Here is a 17,666-nt window from a genome sequence, read left to right as displayed (position 1 = left end):
AAATTCCCTGACCGGCATCAATCCTTGTGGGAGCCAGCCTGCTGGCGATGGCAGCGCCGCAGATTCTTCAGGCGTCGGTGCCGGCCCTTTCGCGAGCAAGCCCGCTCCCACACTCAACCCGGTTTCTTCAGCAGAGATGTGGTCAACTGTGCAAGCAGGCCACTCCCATGATTACCTGGTTTCTTCAGGGCGATGCGGTCAACGGTGGGAGCGGGCTTGCTCGCGAAGGCGTCATGGGCAGCACCGCAAAAACTCAGTCGAACATGAACAGCGCATCATTGCTGAACTGCGCCTCGAACCGGCTCGCCGGCATCGGCCGGCCGAACAGATAGCCCTGCACCTCATCGCAACCGTGCTCGCGCAGGAAGTCCAGTTGTTCATGGGTTTCCACGCCCTCGGCGATCACCGCCAGGTTCAGGCTGTGGGCCATGGCGATGATCGCGCGTGCGATCTGCGCGTCCTGCTCGCCGGACGGCAGGCCGTCGACGAAGGTGCGGTCGATTTTCAGCACGTCGATCGGGAACTGCTTGAGGTAGTTCAGCGACGAGTAACCGGTGCCGAAGTCATCAACCGCGATGCTCAGGCCAAGGTTCTTCAGCCCGGCGAGAATCTGCATCGCCTCGCTGACTTCGCGCATCAGGATACTTTCGGTCAGTTCCAGCTCCAGGCATGCCGGCGGCAGGCCGGTTTCCTTGAGGATCGTGGCGATGCGCGTACCGAGCTGACCGTCGGAGAACTGCCGCGCCGAAATGTTCACCGACACCTTGGGAACGCGCACCCGGTTCTGATGCCAGGTCTTGAGCTGGCGGCAGGCTTCACTGATCACCCAGTCGCCGACATCCACCACCAGGCCGAGTTCTTCCAGCACCGGAATGAAATCCCCTGGCGGCACCAAACCGCGACGCGGATGACGCCAGCGAAGCAGCGCTTCGGCGCCGGTCAGGCGTTTGCCGTCACCGCTGAATTGCGGCTGGTAGTACAGGACGAATTCATTCTGCTCCAGCGCGTGGCGCAAGTCGCTTTCCAGCTCCAGACGCTCCAGCGCACTGGCGTTCATGTCGGCCTGATAGAACTGGAAGTTGTTCTTGCCACGCTCCTTGGCGTGGTACATCGCGGTGTCGGCGTTCTTCATCAACTGGCTGAGTTCGTTGCCGTCCTGAGGGCTCAAGGCGATGCCGATACTGGCGGTAACGAAGAACTCGCGGCCTTCGAGCACGAACGGTTTGACCAGGCTGGCGAGAATCTGCTCGGCCACATGAATCGCCCGGTTCAGCGCCAGTTCGCGGCTGGAGCGGTGTTGCAGGAGCAGCGTGAACTCGTCGCCGCCCATGCGCGCCACGGTGTCGTCATCGTCGACGCAGGCCAGCAGGCGCGTGGCCATGTCCTTGAGCATGCGGTCGCCGGCGGCGTGGCCGAGGGAGTCGTTGATCGGTTTGAAACGGTCCAGATCGAGGAACATCAGTACCACCCACGACTTCTGCCGCTCGGCCGATTGCAGCGCAGTGTGCAGGCGATCCTGGAACAGCGTGCGGTTCGGCAGGTGGGTCAGGGCGTCGTAGTAGGCGAGGCGGTGGATGCGTTGCTCACTGGCCTTGCGCTCGCTGATGTCGCTGAAGAAGCACACGTAACTGGCCAGATCGCCTTCATCGTCGAGCACCGCGGTGATGCCGACCCACGCCGGATAGTGCTCGCCGTTGCGCCGCTTGAGCCAGACTTCGCCTTCCCAGGTGCTGTGCTGATGCAGTTGCTTGAGCACGTAGCGCAGGTGCGCGTCCTGTTGCTCGTCGACGGTGAGCATGTTCGGTAACTGGTCGAGGACTTCGCTCACCGCGTAACCGCTGACCCGACTGAACGCCTCGTTGGCCTGGACGATGTAACCGGCCGGGTCGGTGATCAGAATCGCCGAGGTCGAGTGCTCGAAAACCGTGGCGGCCATGCGCAGGTCTTTCTCGGCACGGCGCTGCTGGCTGATATCGCGACCGACGCCAAGCACGCCTTCGAACGCACCGTGCTCGTCCCACACCAGCACCAGACGCAGCTCGATCGGGATCTTGCGGCCATCGGCGCGCAGGCAGTCGAACAGGAACAGTTGTGTCTGTACCTGACTGCGCAACAAGGCCAGTTGCTCGGGTTTGTCCAGTGCCTTGCTGACCCGGTCCATCAGGGTGTAGATGCCGGATAGCTGCTGCGGGTTGGCGATGGTCGACTGCCAGCCATTCTGGAAAATCCACTCGGCGTCGTAACCCAGCACCGCTTGCACCGACGGGCTGACGTAGTTCAGCGACAGTTTGCTGTCGGTGGAGAAAATCACGTCGCTGATGCTTTCGGCGAGCATCCGGTAGCGCTGTTCACTGTCGCGCAGCGATTCGCTGGCTTCGATCTGCTCGGTGATGTCCTTGGCCACGCCGATGATCCGCGTGACCTGATCGTGCTTGTCCCGGGCCAGCGCCTGCTCACGGATGTCGAAGCGCCGCCACTTGCCGTCGCGATGGCGGAAGCGCAGCTGGCATTGCAGCAACTGGCTGTAACCGGCGTGACGCTGCATCTGCCGCGAGCGGTGGTAATAGTCGGCGTCTTCCGGGTGCAGGAGGATTTCCCAGAAATACTCGCCCATCTGGTGCAGTTCGGTGCGGTTGTAACCGAGGGTCTGGCCCAAGTGGTGGTTGCTGAAAATCATCCGCTGGCTGATCACGTCCTGCACGTACAGATGATCCGGCACGGTACGCACCACGTCCGACCAGAAGCCTTCGCGCTCCAGCAACGACAGCTCGATCAGCTTGCGGCTGGTGATGTCGTTGATGCTGAGGATCACAGCCTTGTAGTCGTGCTGCTCCTGCGGCAGGCGCAGCACCAGCCACAGGTGCTGGTCGCGACCGTTGATGTCTGGCAGCCTGATTTCCAGTTCCAGCTGCTTTTGCTGCTGCAGAACGGCGTCGAGCACCTGGTTGCCGATAGCGCATTGGTGGTGCGGTTGACCGTCGATCAGCAGTTGCCAGGCGTGCTCGCAGGAATTGACGTTGAGCAGTTGCAGCGCCACCTGGTTGACCTCGGTGACGCGCAGCTCTTGCAGCAGTTGCTGGCGCTGGGCCGATTGGTCGAGCCAGGCCTTGAGCTGGTCGCTGGTCTGGATCTGCGCCTTGTCGAACACCTGCTTGAGGCCGGACAGGTCGAGCACGCACAACGCCACGCCGGTGCCTTCGAAAATATCCTGATAGCGCCGGCGGCCTTCATGCAACTGACGCTGACGGCGGCGCATGTTGAGCAGGGCGATCACCGGCAGCAACGAGAACGCCAGGCCCAGCAAACATTTGCCGATGAACGCCGGCAGCAGTTCTTCGAGTACGCGCTGGCGGTCGAACAACCCGCGCAACTGCCAGTCGCTGCTGCTCAGGGGCACGGTCAGCACGGTGTTGGCCATGTCGTCCGGGCTCAGCACGCCAGGCCTGGCCGCAGGCAGTGCTTCGTCGCGACTGATGATCTGATGGTTGAGGCGGTTTTCCACCAGCCACAACGGGCGGATGCCGGTTTCGCCCTGTTTGGTCAGTGAGTCGAAGAAGGTCGGGGTCAGGCGCAACGCCCAGTAGCCGCGCGTGTTGCCACTGGCCTGATGCAATAACAGATGCACCACCGAACCGTCGTCGGCGTTGCTGAAGTAATGCGCCTGGGCGCGGCTGCGGCGAACCAGTTCGCTGAGGTAGTCGGCGTCGTGGCTGTCACCGGCACTGTCGCTGATGATTTTCCCGGAGGGGCTGAGCAGGGCCAGGCTGCGCAGGTCCGGCAGCGATTGTTGGAGCTTGCGCAGCAGTGCCTGCTGTTCGTCGGACGATTGTGGCTGTTCGACGATCGGTAGCAGGTTGAGGGCGATTTGCGCATTCAGCGACATGTTCAGGCTGACCTGCGAGGCGAGGTCGGCGGTGTAGTCGATGGTGTACTGGCGCTGGTTTTTCTGGGTTTCGCGCAGTTGATCGAGCAGTTGCCAGAACAGCAGTGCCAGCAACAACAGCACGAGGGTCGCCAGTGCGCCTTTCAATGTTCCGCGCAGGGGCGAGCCGGGCGCCGGTTGGGTGCTGCTCACAGAGGCTGGCGGAGTGACATTGGACAAGCTGTAATCCTGCGGTTTGGCTGGACTGGCGCGACGTGCACTATAAGCCGGACGCCCGAAGGGCGGCTAGCATGCCTTGAGTTGTGGCGAAGTGCCAGCCCCACTCGGCTGGACTGCCACCGGTCATTCAGGTAGCTTTGCCGGTTACGCGGGAGCGTTCCAGCTCCTAGAATCAGACTTTTTTCAGCGCGCACGCATTGATCACCATTAAGTGAACGACGCGCATGGTCTGGCCGGGCATCGCCTGCGCTCCAATCATTCATCTGTCACTGACCCAAGGTTCTCCATGGCTCAATACGTATTCACCATGCATCGGCTGGGCAAAGTTGTTCCGCCGAAGCGGGAAATCCTGAAAAACATTTCGCTGTCGTTCTTCCCCGGCGCCAAGATCGGCGTACTCGGCCTCAACGGTTCGGGTAAGTCCACGCTGCTGAAAATCATGGCCGGCGTCGACACCGAGTTCGAGGGCGAAGCCCGTCCGATGCCGGACCTGAACATCGGTTATCTGCCGCAAGAGCCACAACTTGATCCGACCAAGACCGTGCGTGAAGTGGTCGAGGAAGCAGTCAGCGTGATCAAGGATGCGCAAGCGCGTCTGGACGAGGTCTACGCCGCTTACGCCGACCCGGATGCCGACTTCGACAAGCTGGCTGCCGAACAGGCCAAGCTCGAAGCGATCCTGCAGGCCAGCGATGGTCACAACCTGGAGCGTCAACTGGAAGTCGCGGCCGACGCCCTGCGTCTGCCGGCCTGGGACGCCAAGGTCGAACACCTGTCCGGTGGTGAGAAACGTCGTGTGGCCCTGTGCCGTCTGCTGCTGTCCGCCCCGGACATGCTGCTGCTCGATGAGCCGACCAACCACCTGGATGCCGACTCCGTTGCATGGCTTGAGCACTTCCTGCATGACTTCCCGGGCACTGTGGTCGCGATCACGCACGACCGTTACTTCCTGGACAACGTTGCAGGCTGGATTCTGGAACTCGACCGCGGCGCGGGCATTCCTTATGAAGGCAACTACTCGGGTTGGCTGGAAGCCAAATCCGACCGTCTGGCTGCTGAATCCAAGCAGCAGTCGGCTCACGAAAAAGCCATGAAGGAAGAACTGGAGTGGGTGCGCAAAGGCGCTAAGGCCCGCCAGTCGAAATCCAAGGCACGTCTGCAACGCTTCGAAGAAATGCAGTCGCAGGAATTCCAGAAGCGCAGCGAAACCAACGAGATCTACATCCCGGCCGGTCCTCGCCTGGGCGACAAGGTCATCGAGTTCAAGAACGTCACCAAGGGCTACGGCGATCGCGTACTGATCGACAACCTGTCGTTCTCCATGCCTAAAGGCGCCATCGTTGGCGTGATCGGTGGTAACGGTGCCGGTAAGTCGACCCTGTTCCGCATGCTGATGGGCAAGGAAACGCCGGATTCGGGCAGCATCGAAGTCGGCGAAACCGTGCAACTGGCCTGCGTTGACCAGAGCCGCGAAGACCTCGACGGCAGCAAGACGGTGTTCCAGCAGATCTCCGACGGTTCGGACCAGATCCGCATTGGCAACTACGAGATTCCGTCGCGTACCTACGTCGGTCGCTTCAACTTCAAGGGCGGCGATCAGCAGAAGTTCGTCAAGGACCTGTCCGGTGGTGAGCGCGGTCGTCTGCACCTGGCGCTGACCTTGAAGGAGGGCGGTAACGTCCTGCTGCTCGACGAACCGTCCAACGACCTCGACGTTGAGACCCTGCGTTCCCTGGAAGAAGCCCTGCTGGACTTCCCGGGCGCTGCCATTGTGATCTCTCACGATCGCTGGTTCCTGGACCGCGTCGCGACTCACATCCTGGCGTACGAAGACGACTCGCAAGCCGTGTTCTTCGAAGGCAACTACACCGAGTACGAAGCCGACCGCAAAAAACGCCTTGGCGAAGCGGCTGCCCAGCCACACCGGGTACGCCACAAGAAACTGGCCTGATTCGGGCTGGTGGCATGAAAAAACGGAGCCTTCGGGCTCCGTTTTTTTTTGCGTTTTTTTCAGGAAGACCGAGGTGCGGCCTTCGCGAGCAAGCCCGCTCCCACATTTGAAATGCTCCCCTGTGTAGGCGTGAGCCTGCTCGCGATAGTGGTGTAACTGTTGGTGCAAGCCTTGGATCTGCACTCCCTGTTCAGGTGCAAAAAATCCCGAAAAATGGTCGGGATTTATATCCTGTGCACCATTTAATTTCATAACTGCGACATTTTGCGCTGTTCCTGTGCGCAATTCGTTTGTTACAGTCCGGCTCAATCTCTTCCAACGACAATAAATTTGCCGAGACTTTTCCCATGATCGAATCCGTCGAATCCTTCCTCGCCCGGCTGAAAAAACGCGACCCGGATCAACCCGAATTCCACCAGGCCGTCGAAGAAGTTCTGCGCAGCCTGTGGCCGTTTCTCGAAGCCAATCCGCATTACCTGACTTCAGGGATTCTGGAGCGCATCTGCGAGCCGGAGCGGGCGGTGGTGTTCCGCGTGTCGTGGGTCGACGATCAGGGCAAGGTTCAGGTCAATCGCGGGTTCCGCATCCAGATGAACAGCGCCATCGGTCCGTACAAGGGCGGCTTGCGCTTCCATCCTTCGGTGAACCTGGGCGTGCTGAAGTTTCTGGCTTTCGAGCAGACCTTCAAAAACTCCCTGACCTCGCTGCCCATGGGCGGCGGCAAGGGTGGCTCGGACTTCGATCCGAAGGGCAAGAGCGACGCCGAAGTCATGCGTTTCTGCCAGGCCTTCATGAGCGAGCTGTACCGGCACATCGGTGCCGACGTCGACGTGCCGGCCGGCGATATCGGTGTCGGTGCGCGGGAGATCGGTTTCCTGTTCGGCCAGTACAAACGCCTGAGCAACCAGTTCACCAGCGTCCTGACCGGCAAGGGCATGACCTATGGCGGCAGCCTGATTCGTCCGGAAGCTACCGGTTTTGGCTGCGTGTATTTCGCTGAAGAAATGCTCAAGCGCCGCGAACAGACCGTCGAAGGCAAGCGTGTGGCGATATCCGGGTCCGGTAACGTCGCTCAGTACGCGGCGCGCAAGGTCATGGACCTCGGCGGCAAGGTGATTTCGCTGTCCGACTCCGAAGGCACGCTTTACTGCGAGTCCGGCCTGAGCGAAGAGCAATGGCTGGCGTTGCTGGAGTTGAAGAACGTCAAGCGTGGACGCATCAGCGAGTTGGCCGCGGCGTTCGGTCTGGAGTTCCGCGCGGGGCAGTTGCCGTGGTCGCTGCCGTGCGACATCGCGCTGCCATGCGCCACTCAGAACGAACTCGACGCCGACGCCGCGCGCACCCTGCTGCGCAACGGCTGCGTGTGCGTCGCCGAAGGCGCGAACATGCCAACCACGCTGGAGGCTGTGGATATCTTCATCGACGCTGGCATTCTGTTCGCCCCGGGCAAGGCATCGAATGCCGGCGGGGTGGCGGTGAGCGGTCTGGAGATGTCGCAGAACGCCATGCGCCTGCTGTGGACGGCGGGGGAGGTGGACAGCAAGCTGCACGCGATCATGCAGTCGATCCACCACGCCTGCGTGCATTACGGCGAAGAGAACGGGCGGATCAACTACGTCAAAGGTGCGAACATCGCCGGCTTCGTCAAAGTGGCCGATGCGATGCTCGCTCAGGGTGTGGTCTAGGCCGGTTCGATGCGAATCACTTCAATCACCTGATCGCCGGCGGGGCGTTGCCACAACACTTCGTCATTGAGCCGGGCCCCCAGCAGCGCCCGGCCCAGCGGCGAGCCCCAGTTGATCAGGCCTTGGCTGGCGTCGGCCTGATCTTCGCCGACCAGTTGCACCCGACGCTCGGTGCTGTGTTCGTCGGCGTAGGTCACCCAGCTGCCGATCTGCACCTTGTCGGTGGATGACGCAGGCGCGGCGACCTGTGCGCTACTGAGGCGCTGATTGAAATAGCGCAGATCCCGTTCCAGATCTGCCAGCCGTTGCTTGTCGGCCTGTTCGCCGTTGGCCGACTGCTCGGCGTGCAGGCTTTGCAGTTCGGCGACCTTGGCCTGCAGCTGCGCCAATCCTTGCGGTGTGACGTAATTGGGCTGCGCGCTGACCTGCCGTTCGACGGGCTGATCGGCTTGCGCAGCGGCGTTGTCTTCGTTGACGAAAGCGCGGCTCATGGTGTCCTCCTGTTATAGGAATTGGTCCATGGTCGCCGACGTTTGGTTTCACTGGATGTCTGGAAGCGACCTATTGCGAGCGATAAGCCCGCCCGGCGTCCTGATCTTTCTGCTGCTGCCAGGCGCGCTCGCGTTCGTCCCAGTGTTCGTTGCGATACGCTTCACGATCCTTGTTCTCCAGCATCGCCTGACACTGGCGGAAGCCGTCGGTCCAGCCTTCGGCGTATTGCTTGTCCTTGAGATAGCGCGGCACGTTCTTGCGAAACTCGCCACTGATCGAGCCGGCAGCCTGTCGTCCGCTGATGCAGCCATCGTCAAAGCCGTCGGCGAAGGCCGGTGGATAACCTTTGGCGATCAAGTCTTCGTGGGTGGTCTGGCAACCCCCGAGAAACAGCAAAACACCCAACAGCCCCGCACACCGCCACATCGCACTCTCCCGCGCCGACTCTCGGCTGATAGGGAAAGTCTAGAAGCGGATTCGTCGGGCGTTGGTGAAAGACATGTGAGTAATTCGTTGAACACCGGAGCCCCCTGTGGGAGCGGGCTTGCTCGCGAAAGCAGTGTGTCAGGGAACATTTGAATCGCCTGACACGACGCCTTCGCGAGCAAGCCCGCTCCCACAAGGGTTACTGATTGGGCTTCAGATCAGTAGTGATACCACTTCACTTCGAGCATTACCTCGGTTTCCGGGGTCGCCACATGACTGAATTCACGCTGCGCACTCAGGCGCAAACCCAGATTGCGCGACAACGCCCATTGCTGGTTCAGGCTCAGGCTGCGGCGCACTTCGCCGTTGGTGAAGTAATCGCCCTTGGCCTCGACGCTGAGATTGCCCAGCGGGTTTTTCCACAGCACGCCGGTGTTGAAGCCGCCGGCCGGAGCGACGAACCCGGCGAAGTCATTGTTGTGCTCGATGCGCACAGTGCCGAGGGCAAAACCGAGCGTGTCTTCGCCCAGTTGCCAGGTGCCGCCACCGCCACCGTTGACGTGGCTGACCAGGGTTTCGTCATCGTGCTTGCCCGGCACGCGCTCAAGACCACCGGTGACTTGCCATGACAGTGGCTGCAGCAACTCATTGCGTGGGGTCAGCGAACGGATGGTCGCCAGGTCCAGTTGCTGGAACTGCCACTGGTTGCCTTCGTACTGACGCAGCTTCATCTGCAGGATTTCAATCTGTGCGCCGAGGGGGAAACTTTCGGCGTTGTCGTTGAGGTCGTGATAGGCCATGCGCAAGCCGTACTCGCCAAAGGCGCGATCGCCCCGGGTGCCGACGCCGGCCTGCCAGGTGCGCGATTCGTGGCCGTCTTCCGGCAGGCCCGGTTGGGGAATCTGCAACTCCGGTGCCGGGTTCTTGTTGATCGCCCGCAGCAGTTCGAAGCTGCGCTGCGCCCGTTGCGCATCACGTTCCTGACCGTTGGCGCGGTAGCGCTCCAGGCGATACGCGGCATCGATGATCAGCGCTTGGCGATCCCGAGGCAGGGCCTTGAAGGTCGGCTCCTGCAGCACCTGCTGATCGGCGCTGACCTTCAGCACCCATTGCTGTTCGTCGCTGCTCAACGGCTCGGCGCGGCTGAGCAGTTCACGCTCGCGGGACGGGCGGTATTCGATACTTTCCACCAGCCCGGCTTCTTTCACCGCTTTGACCGTGTCGGTGGGAATGGCGGTCAGCGGGAATTGCTCGGTCAGGCGCAGGCTCGGGCGCGCCACTTGCAGCAGTTCGAGCAGACGATACGAACAGTTTTCGTCGAAGAAGAAATAGTCGAACTGGATCTGCTTCAACTCCCATACATGCTCGACCATGCGCGCGGTTTCTGCTTGCGTCAGGTTCAGCCGGTATTCCCACAGGTCGCGGTTCTCCAGGCTGCGGTACTCGGAGAGCTTTTCCTGATACGGCACCAGCGCGAACAGCCCCGGGTAGCCGCCCATCAAGCCTTTCCAGGCGTAAAGGATGCTGTTGTCGGAGCCTTCGATGTAGGCGCCGAAGTTGATCGCGTAGCTGAGCAGCGAGGTCTTGTCGGCCTGCACGTCAGCCTGATCGATACGCAGCAGGGTGTGGCCGAACATCGACGACGGGCTGTTGAGGTAAGCCGCCGGGAAGATCATCACCGCGCTGTGCGGCGAGACGTCCTTGAACCATTTGTTGAATTCGGCGCAATCGGGCGTCGGCAGATCACTGAGGTTGAGCTGAGCTTTCAGCCAGCGCGTGCGCGCCGGATAGACGCATTGTGCGTGTCGTTCGCCGAGGCTGGCCGGGGCGTACAGCGCTTGCACGGTGGCGGCCAGTTCATGGTCGGGGTGTTCATTGCCGTCGGGGGCGAGGAAGAACTTCTTGTCGCTGACATAGCTGCGCCAGCCACCGAGCTTGGCGGTTTCGTAGTGGCCGAGGGAAATCCAGAAGCGATCGTTGGCCAGTTGCTGCAAACGTTGAGGGTCGACGTGAGGCGCGGCGGACAGCGGGGCGCAGACACAGAGCGCCAGCCAGGCAAGGCGTTTGAGCATAGTCGGCAACTTGAACAGGACAGAAATAAAGACCCAGGGAGGGACGGGCCGAAAAAATAAAACCCGCTTCCCGAAAGAAGCGGGCGGGGGTCGAGCTTAAGCCTGAGTCGCGTACTTGGCCAGACGAGGATCTGCTTTCAGTACAGCCAGGGTGTTGGTATGCACGTCTTCGGCGGTCACGTCAGCCTTGCTGAAGATCTGCTGGAAGTGCTCGTGAGTGACGGCAGCGAAATGCGCACGGTCTTCCGGCGCCACGCCCAGTACCACGGCATAAGTCGTCAGCGCTTCGCCGTTGCCTTTTGCCATGTCTTCGGACAGCTCGTTCATCATGCCATTCATGGCGAACCAGGATTTACCGCCGTAAGTCAGCGACGCGTTGGTCGAGCAACCGTTGGTGCCGGAAGTCATACCGAACGTGGCGTTACCGGAAGTGCCGTTGGTGGTGGATGCCAGGAAGTGTGCCGGGGTGCCACGCTGACCTTCGAACAGCATGTTGCCCCAACCGCAATCCGGACCGCCTGGCGCTTGAGCCATGGCATTGAGGGAAACAACGGTGAAGAGAGTACCGAGAAGAATCCGTTTCATAGCTTTGTTCTCTTTGTGTGCATACCAATGGACAGGGTTCTGGCCCCCAAGTGCTGCCTAGACAGACCCTTTCGAAGCCAGTGGGCCGGTTATTAGTTCCAGCCGCGCAGTTTGGAGTTTAGGCACGTTCCCGTGGTTCCGTGATTTTTTGCTGATTATTCGTTGAGACTCCCGGTTTCACGGGGGCGGCTGTGCGACAGGGCGCTTGTCTATGCTTTGTCGCATGGCGCGCCTTGCCAGTGGGGCACGGGCAGCGCCAGAATGCCGCTATCTGCCCCGCCTGATTGTTAAGGAAGCCCGATGCCTGATCCTGTTGCTGCCAGCTTGCGTCTTGCGCCCGAAGCGCTGACCCGTCCGTTTTCCGCTGAACAGTTCAGCTTCACTACCACCAATGATCTGGAGCCCTTTCGCGGTGTGCTTGGCCAGGAACGTGCGGTCGAAGCCTTGCAGTTCGGTGTGGCCATGCCACGCCCCGGTTACAACGTCTTTGTCATGGGCGAACCCGGCACCGGTCGCTTCTCGTTCGTCAAACGCTATCTGAAGGCCGAAGGCAAACGCCTGCAGACCCCGGCGGACTGGGTCTACGTCAACAACTTCGATGAACCGCGCGAACCCCGCGCACTGGAACTGCCTTCGGGCACGGCCGGCGCGTTCATCGGCGACATCAACGGCTTGATCGACAACCTGCTGGCGACTTTTCCGGCGGTGTTCGAGCACCCGTCCTACCAGCAGAAAAAAAGCGCCATCGACCGCGCCTTCAACCAGCGCTACGACAAGGCACTGGACGTCATCGAACGTCTGGCGCTGGAAAAAGACGTCGCCCTGTACCGCGACAGCAGCAACATCGCCTTTACCCCGATGCTCGAAGGCAAGGCGCTGGATGAAGCCGAGTTTTCGCAATTGCCTGAAGCCGAACGCGAGCGTTTTCACGAGGACATTTCCGGTCTCGAAGAACGGCTGAACGAAGAACTCGCAAGCCTGCCGCAGTGGAAGCGCGAGTCGAACAATCAGTTGCGTCAGCTCAACGAAGAAACCATCACCCTGGCCTTGCAGCCGCTGCTGTCGCCGCTGTCCGAGAAGTACGCGGAGAACGCCGCCGTCTGCGGTTACCTGCAAGCGATGCAGGTGTACCTGTTGAAAACCGTGGTCGAGCAACTGGTCGACGACAGCAAGACCGACGCCGTAGCGCGCAAGCTGCTGGAAGAGCAATACGCGCCGAGCCTGGTGGTCGGTCATCCGGCCAGCGGTGGCGCGCCGGTGGTGTTCGAGCCGCACCCGACCTACGAAAACCTGTTCGGCCGCATCGAATACACCACCGATCAGGGTGCGCTCTACACGACCTATCGGCAGTTGCGCCCGGGTGCGCTGCATCGCGCCAACGGCGGGTTCCTGATTCTTGAAGCGGAAAAAATGCTCAGCGAACCGTTCGTGTGGGACGCGCTTAAGCGCGCCCTGCAATCGCGCAAGCTGAAAATGGAATCGCCGCTGGGCGAAATGGGCCGTTTCGCCACGGTGACCCTCAACCCGCAGCACATTCCGCTGCAGGTCAAAGTGGTGATCATCGGTGCGCGGCAGTTGTATTACACGCTGCAGGACCTGGATCCGGACTTCCAGGAAATGTTCCGGGTGCTGGTCGACTTCGACGAAGACATTCCGATGGTCGACGAAAGCCTGGAGCAGTTCGCCCAGTTGCTGAAGACCCGCACTTCGGAAGAAGGCATGGCGCCGCTGACCGCCGATGCGGTGGCGCGCCTGGCGACCTACAGCGCACGGCTGGCCGAGCATCAGGGGCGTTTGTCGGCGCGTATTGGTGATTTGTTCCAACTGGTCAGCGAAGCGGATTTCATCCGGCATCTGGCCGGCGATGATATGACCGACGCCGGGCACATCGAACGCGCGCTGAAAGCCAAGGCCACTCGCACTGGCCGTGTATCGGCGCGGATTCTCGACGACATGCTCGCCGGGATCATCCTGATCGACACCGACGGCGCAGCGGTCGGCAAGTGCAACGGCCTGACCGTACTCGAAGTCGGTGATTCGGCGTTCGGTGTACCGGCGCGGATTTCCGCTACGGTGTACCCGGGCGGCAGCGGCATCGTCGACATCGAGCGTGAGGTCAACCTCGGTCAGCCGATCCACTCCAAGGGCGTGATGATCCTCACCGGGTATTTGGGCAGCCGATACGCCCAGGAATTCCCGCTGGCGATTTCCGCGAGCATCGCGCTGGAGCAATCCTACGGTTACGTCGATGGCGACAGTGCTTCGCTGGGCGAGGCCTGCACGCTGATTTCGGCGCTGTCGAAAACTCCGCTCAAGCAGTGCTTCGCGATCACGGGTTCGATCAACCAGTTCGGTGAAGTGCAGGCGGTCGGCGGGGTCAACGAGAAGATCGAAGGTTTCTTCCGCCTCTGCGAAGCGCGCGGGCTGACCGGCGAGCAGGGTGCGATCATTCCGCAGGCCAACGTCGCCACGCTGATGCTCGACGAGAAGGTGCTGGCGGCGGTGCGTGCCGGGCAGTTCCACGTGTACGCAGTGCGTCAGGCCGATGAAGCGCTGAGCCTGTTGGTGGGCGAGCCGGCCGGTGAGCCGGATGCCGAAGGCCAGTTCCCGGAGGGCAGCGTCAACGCGCGGGTGGTCGAGCGCCTGCGGGTGATTGCCGAAATGATCAGCGAAGAAGACCTCAAAGAGGCCGAGAAGGAAGCAGCCCAGGAAGCCTTGGCCGAAGCCAAACCGGCGTAAGCCTTAACCCGGGCAAACTGTAGGAGTGAGCCTGCTCGCGATGGCAATTCATCAGTCACTGTTGCTTTGTCTGATACACCGCTATCGCGAGCAGGCTCACTCCTACATGTGTTTTTGCGGTGATCTTCAGGAAAAGTGCCACTACTCTGACGCCAATATTCACACAGTGACCATTCGGCGCCTTCTGGTTCTATCCGGCTTGCGCGGCAGACTTTTCTTCTATTCTCAGCTCAAGGACATCGACAGTATCACTGGATCGAAACAGCCTTCGCGTGAAGGCTGAATACAGGCTTTACCGAGGGTCGCCGCCATGTCGCGCAACCTCTGCCTCACCCGTCAATGCCTGGGTCTTGTGACCCGCATCGAATGCGCCATCAAGCCGTTGGCCGGCGATAACGGCATGTGGACCTTGCTCTTCGCCGCCGGCATGGCCGGTGAACAACCTTCCGCCATCAAGGCCCAGGGCCCGTTTCACGGGCCGGTCGCCGCCGAGTCCATTCTGGACACCATTGTTGAAAGCCTGACGATGCACGGCTATGAACTGGCCGACGACCCGCAGATCTGGAGCCTGCACCTGCAGGCACAACTGCGCCAGATCAACGGTGGGCGTGGGCGTACGGTCGGCGTGTTCGACCATTAGGCGTGATCACGGCGCGGTGTCGGTCTGCTGCGCCTTGTCGAGCTTGACCTCAAAGCCGTATTGCACGGTATTGAGGTCGGTTCGCTGATAGGTCTCCACGTGCGTTGGACGGCCATAGAAGTAATGCACGCCGAACAGTGCCGGGCCTTCTGCACTCGCGTCGTGGCTGACCGAGAGAATCTGTTTCAGGTAGTTGCCACTGTCGTCCTTGACGAAGAATCGCCAGGCGTTGGCCGGGAACAGTTTCAGGTCCACAACAAGCGTGTTGTTCTTGATCTCCAGGCCTTTGGGCAGTGACTTGGCGTCGTAGGTTTTCTTGTCCACGGTGGCGAGAAACAACGGCATCGAGCCCACGGCTATCGCCGGGGTTTCCGGGAACAGATTCAAATCGTAAGTGATGGTCGCCTGCAGCGGATCGACCTGATACGCCTCGGGCGGCAGTTCGATCGGCTCATCGAGTTTGCCACTGCGTTTTTCGGTGAAAAACGTCACCGGGCTGTCGCCGGGGCTGAAGTCATCGCCGAGCAATTCATCGTTGAAGGTGCGTCGGTGGGAGAACTCGATACGCGCAGCGCTGGGCTCCTCCACGGATTGATGGATGCGGATGCCGGCCTTCAGCTCTTCTTCAGTGAGGCTCGCACCCTTGAGCCAGTTCGGTGCCAGATCGTCATAGACCACCACCGCCGGGTCCAGCGGCTGGATGGCTTTGTCCGTGGTGTGCTGACTGAAGGTGCGCACTGGCAGATCCAGCGCCTTGCGGGTCACGGTCGCCGAGGAGAAGTCGAGCACGCTGACTTCCAGAGTATCGATAGGGCCGCTGAAATAGACCTTGTTGTAACGGCGCGGATGCTGCTGCTCGAAGGCGTGCTGTTCGTCCTCCAGCTGTTTTTCCAGGGTATCGCTCCAGGTTTTCTGCTGTTGCAGATACGCCAGTTGTTTTTCATAGAAGGTCACTTGTGCCGGGCTCTCGTTGATCGAACCGGCACGCACCAGGTATTGCCCGGTGGTGTCACGGGCCTGAACGATCAGCGGGTTGAGCTGAGCCCCCTCGACCTCGGGGGCCAATGGCTGATTATTGCTGAATTCGACTTCGGCGTAGTTCTTTGCAAGCTTCAGCAGGGTGACGCTGAGGTTGTCATCGGTGCGGGTCTGGCCGACGTCCTTCTGACTCAGGTCGAAGCTGACCAGGCGGCGCGGCGCGATGACTTCAACTTTGCCTTGCAGGCTCACCGGTTGCGGCTGGCTCTTCCTGTCCACGTCCAGGCCCTCGATGAATGGGTAGGTCACGGTCAGGTCATCGGGGTTGTTGACGTTGGAGCTGGATGGGCTCAACTGGATGCCTGGATCGGTTTCCGACCACTCCGGTTGATAGGCAATCACGCGTTTGTTGCTCAGCGTCACCGACTGCCATTCCACGCCATGGGGAAACAGAAAGCCACCGGGAATATTGAGATTGAAGGGGAATACCGGTTGCAGGTCGGTGAGGTAGTCGGAACTGGCGTCCTTGTGCAGTACGAACAGGCCGTTGATGAAGGTGTCGACCAGCGCCTGTGGGGAAGGGTAGTGTTTGAGGATGCCGAGGGTGTCTTCGCCGTAGATGGTTTTCAGCGGTGTGCTGTCGAGTTTGAGCTGTGCGCGTTCGAGCAGCAGCAGCGAACCGCCGAGCTCTGTCACGGCATCCTTGAGTTTCGGATCGGTGATGGCGTCCAGTGAATGTTCGAACGTCGCTGTCTTGGCTTCGAGGCTGACCGCAGGCTTTTTCTCTTCGCCGGGAGAGCAGCCACCCAGCATCAGAACGAGGCAAATTCCGGCAGTCGTCAACGGCAATCGCACATCCATTTCCAGTCGTCCTGTCCACTTTCGCTAGGCGGTCAATGGTTTGGACAGTAGCAGAAAAAAAATCACATACACACACGCAGGTTGCGGTGATTGGAGGTGCAAGCCGGGCGGTTTCTGGCTGTCACAGGTGACTGTTATACTCGCCCCCGATTACAACCCCCTTGTGTGAGATTCAATGGAACGCTTTTTCGAAAACGCAATGTACGCCTCGCGCTGGCTGTTGGCGCCGATCTACTTCGGCCTGTCCCTCGGGTTGCTGGCGCTGGCACTGAAATTTTTCCAGGAAGTCTTCCACGTCATCCCCAACGTGTTCTCGATGGCCGAATCGGACCTGATTCTGGTGCTGCTGTCGCTGATCGACATGGCGCTGGTCGGCGGCCTGCTGGTGATGGTGATGATTTCCGGCTACGAAAACTTCGTCTCGCAGCTGGACATCGACGACAGCAAGGAAAAGCTCAACTGGCTGGGCACCATGGACTCTTCGTCGCTGAAGATGAAAGTGGCGGCCTCGATCGTGGCAATTTCCTCGATCCACCTGCTGCGGATTTTCATGGACGCCAAAAACGTCGATCCCGAACACCTGATGTGGTACGTGATCATCCACATGACCTTCGTGATCTCGGCGTTCGCCATGGGTTACCTGGACAAGGTCACCAAGCACTGATCAACGATTGATCGCTGCAAAAATACCGCCCGTCTGTTGTGAAACAGACGGGCGGTGTCGTTTGTGGCTTGTGCTTTGGTGCGCGCGGGCATATCCCTGTAAAGGTCTTGGCTCGCCACCGCACGAGGTGCGTTCATGAACCTGCAAGAGTTGAATGCGTTTGCCATCGCCAGAAAGGTCGATGAGCTGAACCTGATCTCCATGGAGGGCGGGATTTATCTGCTCGAGGCGCGAATGCATGGGGCGGCGTATCCGCTGAGTGATCTCAAGGGCGAGATGCTGAAGTTGCGTTCGGTGGAGCATGCGCGCGATGTGCTGCATAACTTTCCGGTGCTGCCGTTCAACCTTGTACACACCTCGGTACACGATGAAATGTGCGGTCTGGGCGGCAGCGTTGATGAAAGCCTGAAAGTGCCGCTTGCCTGGCGCTCGGCCCTGTAGGCCTTGCGCCCCATCACCGGGCATCTGTGC

Annotated in this window: 12 protein-coding genes; 6 read left to right on the top strand and 6 right to left on the bottom strand. The window is 60.6% G+C overall.

Annotated features, from left to right (window positions below; translation table 11 throughout):
- Positions 1 to 253 precede the first annotated feature (253 nt).
- Positions 254 to 4,102, bottom strand: a complete 3,849-nt coding sequence (gene morA, locus AC0J41_RS22415; RefSeq protein WP_473013633.1) for a cyclic di-GMP receptor MorA — start codon at positions 4,100 to 4,102, stop codon at positions 254 to 256.
- A gap of 286 nt (positions 4,103 to 4,388) precedes the next feature.
- On the opposite strand from morA, the gene ettA reads away from it, so the two are divergent.
- Positions 4,389 to 6,053, top strand: a complete 1,665-nt coding sequence (gene ettA, locus AC0J41_RS22410; protein ID WP_025108770.1) for an energy-dependent translational throttle protein EttA — start codon at positions 4,389 to 4,391, stop codon at positions 6,051 to 6,053.
- A 347-nt stretch (positions 6,054 to 6,400) separates the two neighbouring features.
- The gene (gdhA, locus tag AC0J41_RS22405) at positions 6,401 to 7,738 is read left to right on the top strand and encodes an NADP-specific glutamate dehydrogenase (protein WP_025108771.1); all 1,338 of its coding nucleotides are present in this window, start codon (positions 6,401 to 6,403) and stop codon (positions 7,736 to 7,738) included.
- Here the strand turns inward: gdhA and AC0J41_RS22400 are convergent.
- The 4 genes from AC0J41_RS22400 to AC0J41_RS22385 form a co-directional block, all read right to left on the bottom strand.
- Positions 7,735 to 8,229, bottom strand: coding sequence for a GreA/GreB family elongation factor (locus AC0J41_RS22400; RefSeq protein WP_025108772.1), 495 nt, complete (start codon positions 8,227 to 8,229; stop codon positions 7,735 to 7,737). The genes gdhA and AC0J41_RS22400 overlap by 4 nt on opposite strands.
- Before the next feature lie 70 nt (positions 8,230 to 8,299).
- Positions 8,300 to 8,656 carry a hypothetical protein gene (locus AC0J41_RS22395; protein WP_025108773.1) on the bottom strand — a complete coding sequence of 119 codons (357 nt, stop codon included), beginning with the start codon at positions 8,654 to 8,656 and terminating at the stop codon, positions 8,300 to 8,302.
- Positions 8,657 to 8,874: 218 nt separating this feature from the next.
- Positions 8,875 to 10,728 carry an Lnb N-terminal periplasmic domain-containing protein gene (locus AC0J41_RS22390; protein WP_473013632.1) on the bottom strand — a complete coding sequence of 618 codons (1,854 nt, stop codon included), beginning with the start codon at positions 10,726 to 10,728 and terminating at the stop codon, positions 8,875 to 8,877.
- 96 nt (positions 10,729 to 10,824) lie between these two features.
- A complete protein-coding gene (locus AC0J41_RS22385) occupies positions 10,825 to 11,313 on the bottom strand; it encodes a DUF3015 domain-containing protein (RefSeq protein ID WP_025108775.1) in 489 nt (162 codons plus the stop codon).
- Positions 11,314 to 11,613: 300 nt separating this feature from the next.
- On the opposite strand from AC0J41_RS22385, the gene AC0J41_RS22380 reads away from it, so the two are divergent.
- Together AC0J41_RS22380 and AC0J41_RS22375 are read left to right on the top strand one after the other, a co-directional pair.
- A complete protein-coding gene (locus AC0J41_RS22380) occupies positions 11,614 to 14,052 on the top strand; it encodes a Lon protease family protein (RefSeq protein ID WP_025108776.1) in 2,439 nt (812 codons plus the stop codon).
- Positions 14,053 to 14,362: 310 nt separating this feature from the next.
- A complete protein-coding gene (locus tag AC0J41_RS22375; protein ID WP_007963794.1) occupies positions 14,363 to 14,692 on the top strand; it encodes a PA4575 family protein in 330 nt (109 codons plus the stop codon).
- 6 nt (positions 14,693 to 14,698) lie between these two features.
- On the opposite strand, the gene AC0J41_RS22370 is transcribed toward AC0J41_RS22375, so the two are convergent.
- Positions 14,699 to 16,531 carry a hypothetical protein gene (locus AC0J41_RS22370; RefSeq protein ID WP_473013631.1) on the bottom strand — a complete coding sequence of 611 codons (1,833 nt, stop codon included), beginning with the start codon at positions 16,529 to 16,531 and terminating at the stop codon, positions 14,699 to 14,701.
- Positions 16,532 to 16,706: 175 nt separating this feature from the next.
- On the opposite strand from AC0J41_RS22370, the gene AC0J41_RS22365 reads away from it, so the two are divergent.
- The gene (locus tag AC0J41_RS22365; protein WP_025108778.1) at positions 16,707 to 17,195 is read left to right on the top strand and encodes a TIGR00645 family protein; all 489 of its coding nucleotides are present in this window, start codon (positions 16,707 to 16,709) and stop codon (positions 17,193 to 17,195) included.
- A gap of 135 nt (positions 17,196 to 17,330) precedes the next feature.
- A complete protein-coding gene (locus AC0J41_RS22360) occupies positions 17,331 to 17,636 on the top strand; it encodes a DUF6482 family protein (protein ID WP_025108779.1) in 306 nt (101 codons plus the stop codon).
- Positions 17,637 to 17,666: the final 30 nt, after the last annotated feature.

The organism is Pseudomonas sp. Arb-4-2C, from assembly GCF_055755015.1.
Note: the sequence above shows the minus strand (reverse complement) of the source record. Positions and strands in the feature narration are given on the sequence as shown.